Genomic DNA, 16,652 nt, shown 5'->3' with positions numbered 1-16,652 from the left:
CTGCCATCAGCTCCCGCTCGGCGACGATGATGATTGAACCAGCCGCCGCTCCAGCTCCGCCAGGCAGGCATCGCGGTCGGGCTGGAAGTCGTGGGCGATCCACCAGCGCTCCAGTTCGCCCATCAGGCGGCCGACCTCCGGCCCAGGCGGCAAACCCCGGTCCAGGATGTCCTGGCCGCGCAGAGGAAAGGGGATCTCCTGCCAGGCCGACGCCTCGGCCAGGGGCTCGAACAGCTCGAAGGCCGGGGTGCCCATGGCGGCCGCCGACAGCAGCAGCACGGCGCGGTAGATCTCCGGCCCAAGGCGGTGCAAGGCAATACGCCGCGATTTGAACGGCAGGTCGGGGTGCACGTCCACCACCGGGGCGGCGATGGCCGCCAGCCGGTCGCGCTGGAAGTTGGAGAAGCGCAACCGGTCGGCCACCGCCTCCGCCGCGCTGTGGGCCAGGGGACCGGCAGGCAGCAATGCCGCCAGGCGGGCCAGCGGCTCCGTCTCCCCCACCATCCATTCCAGCCGGTCCAGCGCCGCCAGGCGGTCCACCGCTACGGCCTGGGGCAGCACGTGCTCCATGATCCCCTGGTCGACCATGATGCGCCAGACCTCGGCGGCCCGGTCGGTGGCCAGCAGCTTCAACAGCTCTTCCCGCACGCGCTCCCCCGACAGGCCGCCGACCAGGGGCGCCAGGCGGGTGCAGGCGTCCAGCGCCGCCGTGTCCGGCGGGCCCTTGCCCAGGCGCGCATAGAAGCGGAAGAAGCGCAGCAGGCGCAGTACGTCCTCGCGGATGCGGGTCTCGGCATCGCCGATGAAGCGCACGCGCCCCGCCGTCAGGTCGGGCACGCCGCCGAAGGGGTCGTACAGCTCGCCATCCACGGTCAGCGACATGGCGTTGAAGGTGAAGTCGCGGCGGGCGGCATCGGCCAGCCAGTCGTCGGTGAAGGCCACCCGCGCGCTGCGCCCGAAGGTCTCAACATCCTGGCGCAGGGTAGTGATCTCGAACGTCTCGTTGCCGATGATGGCGGTGACGGTGCCATGCTTCAGGCCGGTGGGCACGACGCGGATGCCGTCGGCTTTCAGCCGGCGCATCACCTCCTCCGGCGGCAGGGGGGTGGCGATGTCGATGTCGGCAGCCTGGATTTCCAGCAGGCAATCCCGCACGCAGCCACCGACGAATCGCGCCTCCTGCCCGGTGCGCATCAGGGATTGCAGGACACGGCGGCTAGCCACGGAAGCCAGCGGGCCCGTGGGCACCAGGGAGCGGACGGAGGTCATGACGCCTTAGGGTTGTATTTTATCGCAATTTTATCAAGGACCCGCGCCCAGGGCAACGACCGCGCCCCAGGGTTGGCGGCCCGGCGGCGGCGTCAGCCGGGCAATCCCAGCACATCGCAAAGGTTCACCAGCATCCCGGCCGTGGCCCCCCAGATGTAGCGGTCGTTGTAGGGGAAGACCCAGAAGTGCCGCAGCGCGCCCTTGAACTCGCGGGACTGCCGCTGGCGGCTGCCGGGATCCAGGATGAAGCTGAGCGGCACCTCGAACACCTCCTGCACCTCGAACGGGTCGGGCTGCAGGAAAAACGGCGGGTTGACCAAGCCGACCACCGGCACCACGCGGAAGCCGGTGCGGGTGTAGTAGGTGTCCAACCGGCCCACTACCTCCACCTGGGTGGGGGCCAGCCCCACCTCCTCCTCCGTCTCGCGCAGCGCGGTGGCGATGGCGTCGGTGTCCTCAGGCTCCACCCGGCCGCCGGGGAAGCTGATCTGGCCGCCATGCGCCGCCAGGTGGGCGCTACGCTGGGTCAGCAGCACGGTCATGCCTTCCGGCCGGTCGACCAGGGGCACCAGCACGGCTGCGTCGCGCACCGTCGGCGGCGGATCGAACACGCCGCCCACATCAACCTCGTTGCCGTCGCGGTCGCCCCGGGCGCCGATGCCCGGCCCCTCGAACGCGAAGGCGCCTCCGTGCCGGCCCCCTTGGGGGCCATGGGCGAAAGCGCGGCGGATCGCCGCCGCCGCCGTCATGCCGGCTCCAATCGGAAGAACACGCCCTGGCTCCATACCCCGGCCGGCCCGGCGCCTGCCCCCTCTGCGGCCCCCTCTGCTGCCCCCTCGGCTGCCAAGGCCATGCCGGCCAGCTCATAGAACACCGGGCGGTTCAAGCGCGCCTCCAACCCGCGGCCGATGTCGCCGCGCACGTGAATGTAGGGGCTGGGCTCCCCCGTCGCCGGATCGATCACCACCCGAATCGGATGCTCCGCCCCGGCCGTGATCCAGTGGTCCAGGTTGGTGCGGAAGGACAGGGCCTGGCCCCGCCCCTCACCCTCGCGCCGCATCTCCACCGCCACGAAGGGTGCGTCGTCGACGCGGATGCGGCCCCGCTCCGCCGGGGTGATCAGCCAATAGTCCCCCGCCTCGTCCCGCCGCAGGACGGTGGAGAACAGCTTGACCAGGGGCAGCCGGCCGATGGGGCTGCCGTGATAAAACCAGGTGCCGTCGCGGGCGATGCGGATGTCGTAGCCTTCATCCGGCCGGGTGTCGGGCGTATCGTCGCCGGGCGCGCGCGCCGCGCGCAGGCCGGCCAGATCGGCAGGACCTTCCGAGGCGGTGGCGGGTTTGTCCGCGGCGTCCTGGCCGGTTCCAGGACCGGCATCGGGCTTGCTTTCCGTCATGACGCAATTAACCATCAAGCCAAAGGTCCGTCCCATCAGCCTATCGGCCGATGCGGGGGGACCGGAAATTTTTCCGATTTCGGCCACAAAGCTAGCATAAAGGGGGCTGGCATAAAGGCCCGGAGCCGGCGTTCTGGCATCGCTGGTGAACAATTGCACTCTTGGGAGACCCCGCGTTGAGCATCACCGACCTGCCCCGTGACCAGGTTTACCCGGATGCGAGCCTGGCTTTGGACATCGAGAACACGGGCCTGAAGCTGGCCAGCGTGCGCGCCATGATCGGCCAGGCCATCTTCGGTCAGGAAGAGGTGATCGACCTCAGCCTTGTCACCCTGCTGGCGGGCGGTCACTTGCTGCTGGTGGGCGTGCCGGGCCTGGCCAAGACCCGCTTGGTGGAAACCCTGGGCATCGTGCTGGGCCTGGACGAACGCCGGGTGCAATGCACCCCCGACCTGATGCCCGCCGACATCCTGGGCTCCGAAGTGCTGGAGGAGGGGGAGCACGGCCGCCGCGCCTTCCGCTTCATCCCCGGCCCCGTCTTCGCCCAGCTGCTGATGGCGGATGAGATCAACCGCGCCAGCCCGCGCACCCAGTCGGCCCTGCTGCAGGCCATGCAGGAAGGCCGGGTTTCGGTGGCCGGGCAATACCATCCCCTGCCCCGCCCCTTCCATGTGCTGGCGACCCAGAACCCGTTGGAGCAGGAGGGTACCTATCCCCTGCCGGAGGCGCAGCTGGACCGATTCCTGCTGCAGGTGGATGTCACCTATCCCGAGCGTGACGCCGAACGGCTGATGATGATCGCCACCACCGGCGCCACCGCCGCCGCCGTGCGCCCGGTGCTGACGGCGGCGGAACTGCAGGCGGCGCAGGAGCTGGTGCGCCGGGTGCCGGTGGGCGACAGCGTGGTCGACGGCATCCTGGACCTGGTGCGCAGCGGCCGGCCGGAGACCAGCGACGTAGCGGAGGTGCGCCGCCACGTCGCCTGGGGGCCCGGCCCCCGTGCCGCCCAGGCCCTGATGCTGGCCAGCCGTGCCCGCGCCTTGATGGACGGGCGCTACACCCCCTCCCTCGACGACGTGGTGGCCCTGGCCAAACCGGTGCTGCGCCACCGCATGGCGCTGAACTTCAGCGCGCGGGCGGAGGGCGTCACGCTGGACGCCGTCATCGACCGCCTGTGCGCGCCGCTGGCCTGATGTCCCCCAAGGCTCCCCAGAATCCAACGGATCCCGCGCCGGCGGCCAGCCGCCTGCGCGACCGCGCCGACGCCCTGGCCCAGCGCCTGCCGCCGCTGCTGGTGGCGGCGGAGCGGGTGGCCGCCGCGGTGACGCCCGGCCTGCACGGCCGCCGCCGCGTGGGCACGGGTGAGGCCTTCTGGCAGTTCCGCCGCTATCAGCAGGGCGACGATACCGACCAGATCGATTGGCGCCAGTCGGCCAAGGGCGATCATGTCTATGTGCGGGAAAACGAGTGGGAGGCGGCCCAGACCGTCTGGCTGTGGCGCGACGCCGGCCCGTCGATGGACTGGCGGTCGGACCGTGAGCTGCCGCTGAAGCGGGAGCGCGCCGACCTGCTGGCCCTGGCGCTGGCCTGCCTGCTGGTGCGCGGTGGCGAGCGCGTGGGTCTTATGGGCGGCCCCCGCCCGCTGCCCGGCCGCTCGGCGCTGGAGCCCCTGGCCCTGGCGCTGACGCGGGTCCCCTCCGCGCCGCCCCCGCCGGTGCCGCCGGCCCAGCCCCTGGCCCGCCACGCGCGGTTGGTGGTGATGGGGGATCTGCTGGCACCCCTGGACGACATCCAGGCCGCTGTCGCCTTCCACGCCGGCCACGGCGTGCGCGGCCACCTGCTGCAGATCCTGGACCCGGCGGAGGAGACCCTGCCTTATGAAGGCCGTGTCGAATTCCGTGCCGTCCATGGGGCGGTGGAGGGAGAACAGCGCCTGCTGGTGCCCCGGGTGGACGGCCTCCGCGGCGCCTATCAGGAACGGCTGGCCGCCCACCGCGCCGGCCTGGCCCAGATCGCGCGGGCCAGCGGCTGGTCCTTCTCCCTGCACCACACCGACAAGCCGCCGCAGGCCGCGCTGCTGGGCCTGTGGGGTGCCCTGTCGCAGGAAAGCGTGAGGACCGCGGCCGCCCATTCCGGCGTCACCCACGCGCCCACCAGTTGGACAAACGAGGGGGGCGTCTGATGGCCTTCGCCAGCCCGCTGGTGCTGTGGGCCCTGGTCCTGCTGCCGGGGCTGTGGTGGCTGTTGCGCCTGACGCCACCGGCACCCAAGCGCGTCACCTTTCCGGCCTTGCGCCTGCTGCTGGGCCTGGCGGCGAAGGAGGAGACGCCGGCGCGCACGCCCTGGTGGCTGCTGGTGCTGCGCCTGGCCCTCTGCGCGTTGCTGATCATCGGCCTGGCCCGGCCGCTGCTGCACCCCGACGCCACGTCGGCCGCCGGCACCGCCCCCTTGCTGCTGGTGGTGGACACCGGCTGGGCGGCGGGGCGTGACTGGCCGGAGCGGCAGCAGGCGCTGGATCGGCTGGTGACCCAGGCGGAACGCCAGGACCGCCCCGTCCTGCTGCTGGCCACCGCCGCCGGCGCCGGCGGCGAAGCGCCACAGGTGCAGGGCCCCATGAACGCCACGGCCGCGCGCCGGCTGGTGCAGGCCCTGGCACCGCAGCCCTGGCCCACCGACCGCGCAGCGGCCCTGGGCGCCCTGGATATCGCACAGAAAAGCGGCCCCCTGGCCGGGAGCGCCGCCGACAGCTATTGGCTGGCCGACGGTCTGAACGACGGCAGCGTGGCCACGCTGGCCGGCCGCCTGCGCGCCCTGGGCCGTGTCACGGTAATGACGGCCGGCGCCGACCATGGCCCCCTGCTGCTGCGGACGCCCAACAGCAACGCCAGTGGCAGCGACGGGGGCACGCTGATGGTGCCGGTGGAGCGGGCCGAAGGGGCCCAGGCCCAGCCCATCGCCGTGGAGGCGCTGGGTGAGGACGGCCGCGCCCTGGGCCGGGCGGACGGCATCTTCGCCCCCGGCCAGCGCCAGCTGACCCTGCCCCTGACGCTGCCCGGCGAGCTGCGCAACGCCGCCGTCCGCCTGCACCTGGAGGACCGCGCGGGCGTGGGCACCAGCCTGCTGCTGGACGACCGCTGGCGCCGCCGCCCCGTGGGCCTGGCCACAGCCGGCCCCGGCGGCGACAACCAGCCCCTGCTGTCCAGCCCCTACTATTTGGACCGGGCCCTGGCCCCCTATGCCGAGGTGCGGCGCGGTACCATTTCCGCGCTGCTGGACGGCGGCGTCTCCATCCTGGTGCTGCCCGACAGCGGCGCCCTGAGCGACAGCGACACCGCCCGCCTGGCCCGCTGGATAGACCAAGGCGGCGTGCTGGTGCGCTTCGGTGGCACCCGCCTGGCCCATGAGGCGGAGCCCATCGGCGCGGAAACACTGCTGCCCGTGCGCCTGCGCGGCGGCGACCGCTCGCTGGGTGGCGCCCTGTCCTGGACGACGCCCGCCCACCTGGCGCCCTTCGACGACAAGAGCCCCTTCGCCGGCCTGGCGGTACCGCCCGATGTGACCGTGAGCCGCCAGGTGTTGGCGGAACCCGGGCCCGACATGGGCGACAAGGTCTGGGCGCGGCTGGAGGACGGCACGCCCCTGGTAACGGGCGAGCGGCGCGGCAAGGGCTGGCTGGCGCTGGTGCACACCAGCGCCGATCCCGCTTGGTCCAACCTGGCACTGTCGGGCCTTTACGTCGACATGCTGCGCCGCCTGGTGGCCCTCAGCGACGGCTTGCCCGGCGGCATCGGCGGCAATGCCGGCGGCGCCCTGCCGCCCCTATCGCTGCTGGACGGCCAGGGCCGGCTTGTCGCCCCCTCCGCCGTGGCCCAACCGCTGGAGCCGGAGGGCAAGGATGAGGCCGCCGGCACCCCGGTGGGGCCGCTGCACCCGCCGGGCTATTACGGCGTGGGCGACCGGCGCCGCGCCCTGAACCTGGCTGGCTCCGTGGCGCCGCTGGTGCCTATGGAGCCGCTGGCCGGCGTCGCCTACCAGGGCTTCGGCGGCACGCGGGAAACGGACCTGCGCCCCTGGTTCCTGGGCCTCGCGGCGGCGCTGTGGGTGGCCGACCTGCTCCTGTCGCTGCTGGTACGGGGCCTGCTGCCCACCTCGCTGCGGCCCAAAGCGCGCTGGCGCCGGGGCGCCGCCGCGGCGGCACTGGCGCTGGCAACGGTGCTGGCCGCCACGCGCGGGCATGCCGCCACGCCGGACGATGAGATCGTGAAGGCCACCACCGCCAACTGGCTGGCCTATGTCGAGACGGGCGACCGCGCCGCCGACGCCACCACCAAGGCCGGCCTGCTGGGACTGGGCGAGCAGCTGAACCGCCGCACGGCGGTGGAGGTGGCGGGCGCCATGAGCGTGAACGTGGAAAAGGACGACCTGGCCCTGTTCCCCCTGCTGTACTGGGTGGTAACGCCGGGCCAAGCCGCCCCGTCCGACGCGGCGGTGGCCAAGCTGAACCAGTACCTCCACGCCGGCGGCATGATCCTGTTCGACACCCGAGACCAGGGCGCCCCGGACGCCGGCATCCAGGCGCGCCTGCGCGACCTGACCCATGGACTGGACATCCCGCCCCTGGCCCCGGTGGGGCCGGAGCACGTGCTGGGCCGCACCTTCTTCCTAATGCAGGACTTTCCCGGCCGCCAAGCGGGGGGCCAGGTGTGGGCGGAAGCCTCCGAGGGCCGAGTGAACGACGGCGTCTCACCCGTGCTGGTGGGCGGCAACGACTGGGCCGGCGCCTGGGCCATTGACGGCCAGGGACGGCCACTGAACGCCGTGGTGCCTGGGGGGGAGCGCCAGCGCGAGATGGCCTACCGCTTCGGCATCAACCTGGTGATGTACGCCCTGACCGGCAACTACAAGGCCGACCAAGTGCATGTGCCGGCGATCCTGGAGCGGCTGGGCCAATGATGAACCTGTTCGCCGGCCTCAGCATCAGTTTCGAACCCTTGCTGCCCGCGTGGCTGCTGATCCTGCTGGGCGCGCTGTCGCTGCTGGGCCTGGCACTCATGGCCTGGCGCCGGGCGCGCGGTCTGACCTGGCGCGCGGTCACCCTGGCGGCGCTGGCCCTGCTGTTGCTGGACCCCGCGCTGGTGCGGGAGGACCGCCACCCGCTGAAGGACGTGGCCGTGGTGGTGGTCGACACGTCCGCCAGCCAGAACGTGGGCCACCGCAAGCAGCGCACGGACGCGGCCCTGGCCGCCCTCAAGGCCAAGCTGTCCCAGGTGCCCGACCTGGACCTGCGGGTGGTCGAGACCGGCACCTCCACCGCCGGCGGCAAGGGGGAGGAGACGCGGGCCATCGACGCCCTGACCCAGGCTGTGGCCGACGTGCCCCGCCGCCGTCTGGCCGGCGCCATCCTGCTGACCGACGGCCAGGTGCACGACGTGCCGGAAAAGCCGGAAAGCCTGGCCGACCTGGGCCCCGTGCACACCCTGCTGACGGGTGAGCATGGCGAGGGCGACCGCCGCCTGGTGCTGGTGCGCGGCCCCAGCTATGGCATCGTCGGCAAGACGGTCACCGCCACCGTGCGGGTGGAGGATCTGCCGGCGGGAAAGGGTGCGGACAGCGCCCTGCTGACCATCCGCCAGGACGGCCAGCCCGAGCGGCAGGTGCAGGTGCCGGTGGGGGAGGACGTTCCCCTGACCATCACCGTGGGCCATGGCGGGCCCAATCTGCTGGAACTGTCGGTCAACGCCGGCCCGGCCGAGCTGTCCATGGCCAACAACCGCACCGCCTTCATCGTTAATGGCGTGCGCGACCGCCTGCGCGTGCTGCTGGTATCGGGCGAGCCGCACGCGGGCGAACGCACCTGGCGCGACCTGCTGAAGGCCGACCCGGCGGTGGACCTGGTGCATTTCACCATCCTGCGCTCGCAGGAGAAGTCCGACAGCACGCCCATCCGCGAGCTGTCGCTGATCCAGTTCCCCATCCGCGAGCTGTTCGAGGTGAAGCTGAACGACTTCGACCTCGTCATCTTCGACCGCTATCGCCAGCGCAACGTCCTGCCCATGGGCTATCTCGCCAACATCGCGGAATATGTGCGCAACGGCGGCGCCTTCCTGGAGGCCAGCGGCCCCGCCTACGCCACGCCGCTGTCGCTGTACCGCACGCCTCTGGGTGATATCCTGCCGGGCGAGCCCACGGGGACGGTGACCGAGCAACCCTATACCCCCACCCTGACCGAGGCCGGCCGCCGCCATCCCGTCACGGCCGGCCTGGACGGTTATGGCGAAACGGCGCCGGCTCAGGGAAACCAGCAGAAAGCCCCCTGGGGGCGCTGGTTCCGCCAGATCGACATCGTGCCGCGCCAGGGCACGGTGGTGATGAACGGCGCCAACAACCAGCCGCTGGTGGTGCTGGACCGCGTGGGCAAGGGGCGCGTGGCCCAGATCGCATCCGACCATATGTGGCTGTGGTCGCGCGGCTTCGAGGGCGGCGGCCCGGCGGCGGAACTGCTACGCCGCCTGGCCCACTGGCTGATGAAGGAGCCGGCGCTGGAGGAGGATGACCTCAAGGCACATGTCGATGGCGACCGCTTGGTGGTGGAACGCCGCTCCTTGAAGCCGGACGCCGACCCAGTGGAGGTACGGTCCCCCAGCGACGCCGTCACCAGCCTGCCCCTGGCCGACAGCCCCGATGGCGTCGCGCGCGGCAGCCTGGAGGCGACCGAGCCCGGCCTGTGGCGGGTGAAGGATGGCGACCGAACCGCCCTGGCGGTGGTGGGCGCCCTGAACCCGCCGGAACTGGCCGACATGCGCACCACCCCCGACCGCCTGGCCCCGCTGGCCAAGGCCACCGGCGGCGGCGTGTTCTGGCTGGTGGATGGATCCGGTGCTGGCGGCCTGCCCGACCTTCGCCGGGTCAGTCCCGGCCAGAATGCCGCCGGCGGCAGCTGGCTGGGCCTGCGCGCCAATGGTGACTACACCGTCACCGGCGTCGCCCGCGTCCCCCTGGTGCCCGCCTGGCTGGCCCTGCTGGTGGTGGCCGCCCTGCTGGTCCTGGGCTGGCGCCGCGAGGGCCGCTGAAGGGTTTATCAGCACCTTAACTGACATTTATCAACGTAAATGCCCTCAAGCGCCCCGCCTCAAGCGCCCCTCTGCCAGACCTTGGTCACCAGGAAGTGCTGGGCCAGGAACTGGTAGGTCTTCTTCAGGCGCGCCTCCAGCTCGGGGCCGCGCTCCAGCGGTTCGCCGTCCCAGGCGTAGATGAGGTCGTCCCAGAGCATGAGGCGGGTGTGAAGTTCATCGCGCATCCGGCGGATGAAGGCCACCTGGCTGTCGTGGGATTTCAGCACCGCCATGATCTCGCCGGTCTGGGCATCCAGCTGGCCGAAGATATCCTCGAAATCCAGGATGGGCTGCTTGACCAGGGCCATCATGCGCGTCATGTCGGCCTGCAGCTGGCGGTCGGTCTTGTAGATGCGGCCGGCCTGGGCCACGCCGGCGATGATCTGCTGCACCTGGCCGTAACGGTCGCGCAGCGCCTCGATGTAGGACAGCTCGCGGGCGATCGACTCGACCTTGTCCACGATCTCCTGCTTGCGGTCATCGGGCAGGCCGAAGCGGCGGGCCAGCTCGCTGAAGGCCTGCTGGGCGCGCTGCTTGGTTTGCGGATCCTCCACCACCTGTTCCAGCTGACCACGGTCGGTGACCAAGGTTTCCTTGCCCGTGATCCAGGACACCAGCTGCACGGTGATTCGGCCGCGCGCGATCTGCAGATGGCTGTCCTCCACCCGCCAGGACGCGCTGCCGTCCAGCAGTTCGCGCGGGATGCTGTCGCCAGGCCGGATGGTCTTCACATATTTCAGGCCGCGCTCGACCACGCCCAGCAGGGTGGCGTCGGCGCTGTTATCGTCGATGCCGAAGGCCTCGCGCAGGGTGCGGAAGGGTATCTTGCCCCACACGTCGCCCAGCTGGACGTTATAGACGGCCTCATTGGTGTCGCGGGTGAAGGAGAAAAAGGCGCCGGGGACAGCGAATACCTTGTTCTCGAACATGAAATGCGTGCTGCGGCTGGCTTCCGGATCACCGGAGGCGGCACCGTCGCCAGCGCCTTCCTCGGCCGCGGCCGCCTGCACCGGATAGTCGCGTCCCAACATCGTCTCCGGCCAGTTCCGCCCCATACGCCGTCCTGCTACCAGCCCAGGGGGAACGACCCTGCGCTCCCCGGCTGCAACCGGATGGCCCTGGCAGAAGGTGACACAGATTTGCGGGCCCGGCGATAACCTCGTTCTAATGAGGCAAGCTTACCAGGTGGTTAAGGCGCCGGCGGCAATCGCCGGTCCGGCGTACCCTATCAGTCGTCGTTCATCACCTGCGCCGTCTTCAGCGCGTCCCGCACCAGGACGCTCTTGCGCAGGATGTTGTCGATGACGCGGCCCTGCACCAGGCTGATGCCCATCTTCTCGGCCCAGATGAGGCCGGAAACGGTGCCGCAGCGGGCCAGGATGTAACGGCAGTTTTCCTGCTGCCGCACCTTTTCCTGCAGGGCCTCGATCTCCTCCTCCGTCATGCTTTCCATGTCGGGGGACCAGATGATCTTGGCGTAGTCGCAGGCCATGTATTCCAGGTCCATGTGGGTGACCCAGAAATCGTTCAGCCCGTCGATGCAAATCTTGTAGCCACGGGTGGCGGCGAAATCGACGACCTCCTTGTACATCGAGACGTTCTCGATCAGGTCGGTCTTGTTGATTTCCAGGACGACGTTGCCGCGCAGGTCGGTCGTCAGCCGCTCATCGAACTTCACGAAGCTGGCCGACAGGATGGTGGCCAGGTTCAGGTTCAGGCCCAGCCGCTTGCCGCGCAGGAAGTCCACGCCGTAGTTCAGTGCACGCAGGACCGACAGGTCCAACTGCGAGGTGAAGTAGCTGAACAGCCAGCGGTTGGCGGTGATGTCGAACTCGGGCGACAGCCGCTCCTCCAACGCCTTGATGGCGATGTAGAGCTCGAAATACTCGTACTCGTTCTCGGTGGGGTTCTGGATGTTCACCACCGGCTGGTTCAGCATGAAGGGCGACAGGTCGAACATCTGCACGGCGCGTTCGATCTTGCCCAGTTCCTCCAGCGTGATGGGGGGCTTGGTCTGCTCGACCGGCGCGTCGCCGCTCTCGCCCTTCTGCAAGCCTTCAATGAAGCGGATGACGCTCACGAAGTTGAGCGACAGCTCCATGATCGAATAGAGGCTGTCTTCCCGGTAGGGATTCTGCTTCGTCATCGTCGTGCGCGACAGCAGCAGCTTTTCGATCTTCGAGCAGACGTCGCTGATCAGCGAGAACTTGATGCCCTTGTACAGGACGATGACATCATCGTTGGACAGGTTGAAGACCTGCAGGTACGACGAATTGTCCGCCGTCTCCTGCATGGCGCGCTTGATGGAGATAAGGTCGAGGTTGCTCTTGTCCTTCAGCAGGGACAGATGCAGGTGGATGAGGCGCAGGCCCTGCAGTTCCCGCTTGGCGGACTGCAGCAGGGTCAACAGCTTTTGATCGTCGTATTCCGGCTTTTCAGGCAACGCCACCGGACGCTCGCCCGGCTTTACCCGGACCCAATCCCGTTTCGGCGCATTCGGACGATTCATCTCATCTCCGCAACCGGATGCTTCCAAGGCCCCGGGCAACAACTAGGGCGCGCAACTTTTCCACAGTGGACCGGGCCCACGCCCCCGAGCCCGAAGCAACCCGACACATCTTCGTCGCTGGCGCCAACGGGCCGGGGCCGCCTTGCCGCCGCGTTCCCCGGGCCATCCGCGCACAACCTTCCCTGACAGGATATCATGGCCGATACTTTGGCCAATTCAATATCCCGCTATCCCTCAGGATGGCGCCCCCGACAGGCAAACCTATCCTTGCGGCAATAATACTTTGGAAGAGGCGGTGACGATACCTAAAATTTGACGAATCCTGACATTGCGCCCCACCGCCACGGCGCGCCCCTCGAATCGCGCAGTATAGGCGAACCCCGCACCAGTGGCGCTGGCGGGCCCGGCAGTAATACACGCCGAAGTGGCGCGCCTAACCTTGGAATCGCGAGAATAGCCGGGAGAGATGGCTGGGGCGGGAGGGATCGAACCTCCGCATGGCGGAATCAAAATCCGCTGCCTTACCGCTTGGCGACGCCCCATCACCGGGCCTCCCGTCAGGGAGGGCGGCACCATAATCAGAAAGCCCGGCGGACGCAACGCCCCAAATCGCCCAGACCTTTTCCGCGAAACGCTGGCGCCTATCCCCCGCCGTGGCACTATGGCGGCACGATCCTTCGCCCGGCCATTCCATGCCCCTCCCCTCGCCTATTCCCGCCCTGGCCATCCTGCTGCTGGCCACCCAGCTGACCGGGACCGCCCTGGCGGCCCCGCTGGCTGCCCCGGACGCCCCGCCGCCGCCCGCCGGTGCCGACGCCGCCCTGCTGGCGCTGGACGCCCAGGCGCGTGCCGGCGATGCCCAGGCGCAGCTGGATCTGGCGGACGCCTATGGCGACATCCCTTTCGACCGCCCCGCCGACGTGGCCCGGGCCAGTGCCTGGTACCGGCTGGCGGCCGCCACGCCGGACCCCGTCCTCCGCCGGCAGGCTTGCGCCGCCCTGGGCACGCTGGAGGCCGGCGGCATGGGCTGGCCGGAGAACGTCACGGCCGCCCTGCCCTGGTACCGCTGCGCCGCCGATCTGGGCGACGTGCAGTCGCAGTTCAATCTGGGCCTGCTGTATGACGAGGGCGTGGACGTGCCGGCGGACGCGGCCCAGGCAAAGGCCTGGTACCGCCGCGCGGCTGAGGGGGGCCTGGTGCTGGCGCTGGAGCGGCTGGGGGCGCTGGCCGAGCGCGATCATGACCGGGACGCCGCCGCGCGCCTGTACGGTGAGGCTGCGGCCAAAGGCGACCTGGCGGCAGCCCAGGCCTTGGCCCGTCTCAAGCGCGGCGGGCCGTCACCACAGGTGGCGGGCATCGGCTTGGCAGCGCAGTCGCAGGATCCCGCCACCGTCAAGCCGGCGCCCAAGCCCGTCCCCGGCCAGCCGCGCAAGCCGCCGGCCGCCGTCGGCGCGGATGGACTGCGCCTGATCCAGCAGCGCCTGCGCGACCTGGGATACCTGCTGGGGCCGGCGGATGGCCGCCTGGGGGCCCGCACGGCCAACGCCATCCTGGCCTATGAGGTGGCGCACCCGGTAATCTGGGATGAGACGGCGCCACCGCCGGACGGCTGGCCGAGCCGCGACCTGCTCGCGCGCCTCTCCCGGCCCTGAGTCTCAGGCGTCCGCGACCACCTCGGCCGCCGGCACCTCGGGCAGCAGGGCGGTGGCCTTGACCCACCAGGTCGGGCGCACGCGGTTGATCAGGGCGGCGGCCGAGGCCGCCGCCGCGACGTCGGCATAGAGGCCGATGCAGGTGGCGCCGCTGCCCGACATGCGGGCCAGCAGGCAGCCTGGCGTGGCATCCAGGGCGGCCAGCACGTCGGTGATGGCGGGCGACAGGCTTTCGGCGGCCGCCCCCAGATCATTGCCCCGCGCCCGCAGCAGCTGGGCGAAGTCGGCCACGTCCACGGGGTCGCGTTCCAGCCGGCCGGCGGTGGACCAGGCCCCCGTGCGGGCGGCGAAGACGTCCTTGGTCGGCATGTGCACACCCGGGTTCACCAGCAGCAGGGCGGCCGGCGGCAGGGTGGGGCCCGCCACCACCTGCTCCCCGGCCCCGCCGAAATAGGCGGTGCGGCCGAACAGGCATACGGGCACATCGGCGCCCAGCGTGGGGGCCAGCTCCACCAGGCGGGCATCATCCTGCGCCACGCCCCACAGCTCGGCCAGCGCCTTCAGCGTGGCGGCGGCATCGGCCGAACCGCCGCCGATGCCGGACGCCACCGGCAGGTTCTTGGTCAGGCGGATGGCGACATGCGGGTCGCGGCCCAGGGCGTCGGCCAGGGCATGGGCGGCACGGGACACCAGGTTGCGGCCCGTGCCCTCGGCCACCAGGGTGCTGCCGAAGGGACCGTCGATGGCCAGGCTGAAACCCGGCGCCTCGGTCACTGTGATCAGGTCGTGGGCGGTGGCGAACACCACCAGGCTGTCCAGCTCATGATAGCCGTCGGGCCGCTTGCCCAGCACATGCAGGTACAGGTTCAGCTTGGCGGCGGCGGCGGCGCTTACCGTGGTCACGGGGATCGGTCCTTCAGCAAATCTTGGGTATCGGAATTATTGGGGTGCTGCGGGGTCGCGCTTCAGCTTTTCATCCAAGGCCGCCTTCAGGCTGTCCTCCGGATTCTCGCGCGCGGCGCGCTGCCACTGATAGTGCGCCTCCAGCCGGCGGCCGGTGGCCCAGTAGGCGTCGCCCAGATGGTCGTTGATGGCCGGATCGCGGGACTTCAGCTCCGCCGCGCGTTCCAGCAGGTCAACCGCGCCAGGGATGTCGCCCGCACGGTACTTGGCCCAACCCAGGCTGTCGATGATGGCGCCGTCGTTGGGGCGCAGCTTCACCGCCTGCTCCAGCAGCTGGCGCGCCTGGTCCAGCTTCACGCCCTTTTCCGACCAGGCATAGCCCAGGTAATTCAGGACGCCCGGCTGGTTGGGCTGCAGTTGCAGGGCGCGCAGCAGGTCGGACTCCGCCTCCGGCCAATGCCCCATCTGGTCCTGCACGGTGGCGCGGGCATAGTAGAGGAACCAGTCGCCGCCATTCGGGCGACCACCCAGGCGTTCGATGGCCTGGTTATAGGCGGTCAGGGCCTCGGGCAGCTTATGGTCGGCGCGCAGCAAATCACCCAGGCGCACCAGGGCATCGCTGCGGTCCGGCCGCTCGGACGCCATGGCCCGCAGGATGCCGGCCGCCTCCTGCGTCTTGTTCAGGCGGGCCAGGGCGTCGGCCTGGCGCAGGCGCGCCGCCCACAGCAGGCCCACGTCCGCCTTCTCCCCCATCTTCATGCCCAGATCGGCGACGACGGCGGCGTATTCGGCCGCCGCCTCCTGGTCCCGGTTCATTTCCGTCAGCGTTTCGCCCGCCAGCATGCGGGCGGGGGCCAGCGACGGGTCCAGGTGCAGGGCCAGCCGGCTATAGAGCAAAGCCACCTCCGCCACCTTTTCCTGGTTGATGGCGGCGGCCACGTCGAACAACGCCTCCGCCAAGCCTTCGGTGGCATTGGCCACCATGCGGCCCGGGTGGGGGCGGGACAGCAGGGCGCGAGCGGCGTCGCCCATGGGGCCCTTGGGGTCCGCCTGCAGGATGGCCGCCACCGCCGCCTGCGCCAGGTCGGCGTGGCCCATGCGCATTTCGAAATTGGCGCGCAGCATGGCGACGCGCAGCACCTGGCCACCGTCCGAGGCCTGGGCGTACCAGCTGCGAGCCGCATCCTCGTGGCCCGCCAGATCCTCGATCAGGGCGGCGTGCAGGGCGGCCATGGCGCGGAAGGACGGCTGCGCCTCCAGCGGTTCCAGCGCCGTCTTGGCGGCGGCCCAATCACCCTTGCGAGCCTTGACCCAGGCGGTCACCAGCGGCCGCATGAAAGTGCCCAGACCGTCCTGGGGCAGGGCGTCGATGGCGCGCAGGGCGCCCGGCTCATCCCCCGCCGCCACGGCGTCGGCCGCCAGCAGGGTCAAGGCCACCGGGTTGCCGTCCTTGGCCGCCACCAGACGCTTGGCCAGGGGCAGCGCCACCTTGGTGCGGCCCAGGCCGACATTGATCAGCACGGCGCGGCGCAGCAGGGTCAGGTCATCGGGGTCGGACTTGAGGCTGAGGGCCAGGAAGTCGGCCGCCGCCGTCCAGTCGCCCGCCCCTTGCGCCACCTTGCCGGCGACGAAGGCCGCCAGCGGGTCGGGGCCGCCCGCCTGATCCGTCGCCTTGGCCGCCCAGGCGGAATGCCCCCAAGCCCCTGTCAGGCCCGCCGTCAGCAGGCCCGTCATGACCACCGTTGATGTCCGCCGCAAAAACCGCACGAGATCGCCGCCGTCTATTCTTAAAGTCCAGGCCCTCAAGCTAA

At 70.6% G+C, this 16,652-nt stretch carries 12 protein-coding genes and 1 tRNA gene; 5 read left to right on the top strand and 8 right to left on the bottom strand.

The window, feature by feature from the left end:
- Positions 1–6 precede the first annotated feature (6 nt).
- From FBZ88_RS12180 to FBZ88_RS12170, 3 genes are all read right to left on the bottom strand, one after another.
- Positions 7–1,269 carry a CCA tRNA nucleotidyltransferase gene (locus tag FBZ88_RS12180; RefSeq protein WP_145617161.1) on the bottom strand — a complete coding sequence of 421 codons (1,263 nt, stop codon included), beginning with the start codon at positions 1,267–1,269 and terminating at the stop codon, positions 7–9.
- Positions 1,270–1,361: 92 nt separating this feature from the next.
- Positions 1,362–2,018 (bottom strand): CoA pyrophosphatase, encoded by a 657-nt coding sequence (locus FBZ88_RS12175; protein WP_145617159.1) that lies wholly within the window; start codon positions 2,016–2,018, stop codon positions 1,362–1,364.
- Entirely contained in the window at positions 2,015–2,665 is a 651-nt protein-coding gene (locus FBZ88_RS12170) for a DUF1285 domain-containing protein (protein ID WP_145617157.1), read from the bottom strand. The genes FBZ88_RS12175 and FBZ88_RS12170 overlap by 4 nt, the downstream gene beginning before the upstream one ends.
- 176 nt (positions 2,666–2,841) lie before the next feature.
- On the opposite strand from FBZ88_RS12170, the gene FBZ88_RS12165 reads away from it, so the two are divergent.
- From FBZ88_RS12165 to FBZ88_RS12150, 4 genes are read left to right on the top strand one after another with little or no spacing between them, the layout of a single operon-like run.
- Entirely contained in the window at positions 2,842–3,858 is a 1,017-nt protein-coding gene (locus FBZ88_RS12165) for an AAA family ATPase (protein ID WP_411861219.1), read from the top strand.
- Positions 3,858–4,847, top strand: a complete 990-nt coding sequence (locus FBZ88_RS12160; RefSeq protein ID WP_145617155.1) for a DUF58 domain-containing protein — start codon at positions 3,858–3,860, stop codon at positions 4,845–4,847. Before FBZ88_RS12165 ends, FBZ88_RS12160 begins: the two co-directional genes overlap by 1 nt.
- Positions 4,847–7,618 carry a DUF4159 domain-containing protein gene (locus FBZ88_RS12155; RefSeq protein ID WP_145617153.1) on the top strand — a complete coding sequence of 924 codons (2,772 nt, stop codon included), beginning with the start codon at positions 4,847–4,849 and terminating at the stop codon, positions 7,616–7,618. The genes FBZ88_RS12160 and FBZ88_RS12155 overlap by 1 nt, the downstream gene beginning before the upstream one ends.
- Entirely contained in the window at positions 7,615–9,735 is a 2,121-nt protein-coding gene (locus FBZ88_RS12150; protein ID WP_211102627.1) for a hypothetical protein, read from the top strand. Before FBZ88_RS12155 ends, FBZ88_RS12150 begins: the two co-directional genes overlap by 4 nt.
- 59 nt (positions 9,736–9,794) lie before the next feature.
- On the opposite strand, the gene FBZ88_RS12145 is transcribed toward FBZ88_RS12150, so the two are convergent.
- The 3 genes from FBZ88_RS12145 to FBZ88_RS12135 all read right to left on the bottom strand — a co-directional run bounded on the left by FBZ88_RS12145 (position 9,795) and on the right by FBZ88_RS12135 (position 12,828).
- Positions 9,795–10,808 carry a hypothetical protein gene (locus FBZ88_RS12145; RefSeq protein ID WP_145617151.1) on the bottom strand — a complete coding sequence of 338 codons (1,014 nt, stop codon included), beginning with the start codon at positions 10,806–10,808 and terminating at the stop codon, positions 9,795–9,797.
- Between the two features lie 197 nt (positions 10,809–11,005).
- On the bottom strand, positions 11,006–12,286 hold the full coding sequence (locus FBZ88_RS12140; protein WP_145617148.1) for an EAL domain-containing protein: 1,281 nt from the start codon (positions 12,284–12,286) through the stop codon (positions 11,006–11,008).
- Between the two features lie 467 nt (positions 12,287–12,753).
- A tRNA-Gln gene (locus FBZ88_RS12135) sits at positions 12,754–12,828 on the bottom strand.
- Between the two features lie 150 nt (positions 12,829–12,978).
- Here FBZ88_RS12135 and FBZ88_RS12130 point away from each other — a divergent pair.
- The gene (locus FBZ88_RS12130) at positions 12,979–13,938 is read left to right on the top strand and encodes an SEL1-like repeat protein (protein ID WP_145617146.1); all 960 of its coding nucleotides are present in this window, start codon (positions 12,979–12,981) and stop codon (positions 13,936–13,938) included.
- Between the two features lie 3 nt (positions 13,939–13,941).
- Here FBZ88_RS12130 and FBZ88_RS12125 read toward each other — a convergent pair whose 3' ends face one another.
- Positions 13,942–14,841 (bottom strand): 4-(cytidine 5'-diphospho)-2-C-methyl-D-erythritol kinase, encoded by a 900-nt coding sequence (locus FBZ88_RS12125; RefSeq protein ID WP_145617144.1) that lies wholly within the window; start codon positions 14,839–14,841, stop codon positions 13,942–13,944.
- A 36-nt stretch (positions 14,842–14,877) separates the two neighbouring features.
- Complete coding sequence (locus tag FBZ88_RS30855; protein ID WP_246138629.1) at positions 14,878–16,575, bottom strand: tetratricopeptide repeat protein; 1,698 nt, start codon at positions 16,573–16,575, stop codon at positions 14,878–14,880.
- Positions 16,576–16,652 lie beyond the last annotated feature (77 nt).

Source organism: Nitrospirillum bahiense (assembly GCF_007828025.1).
Classification (GTDB): domain Bacteria; phylum Pseudomonadota; class Alphaproteobacteria; order Azospirillales; family Azospirillaceae; genus Nitrospirillum; species Nitrospirillum amazonense.
This window is presented reverse-complemented; position numbering and strand designations above follow the sequence as displayed.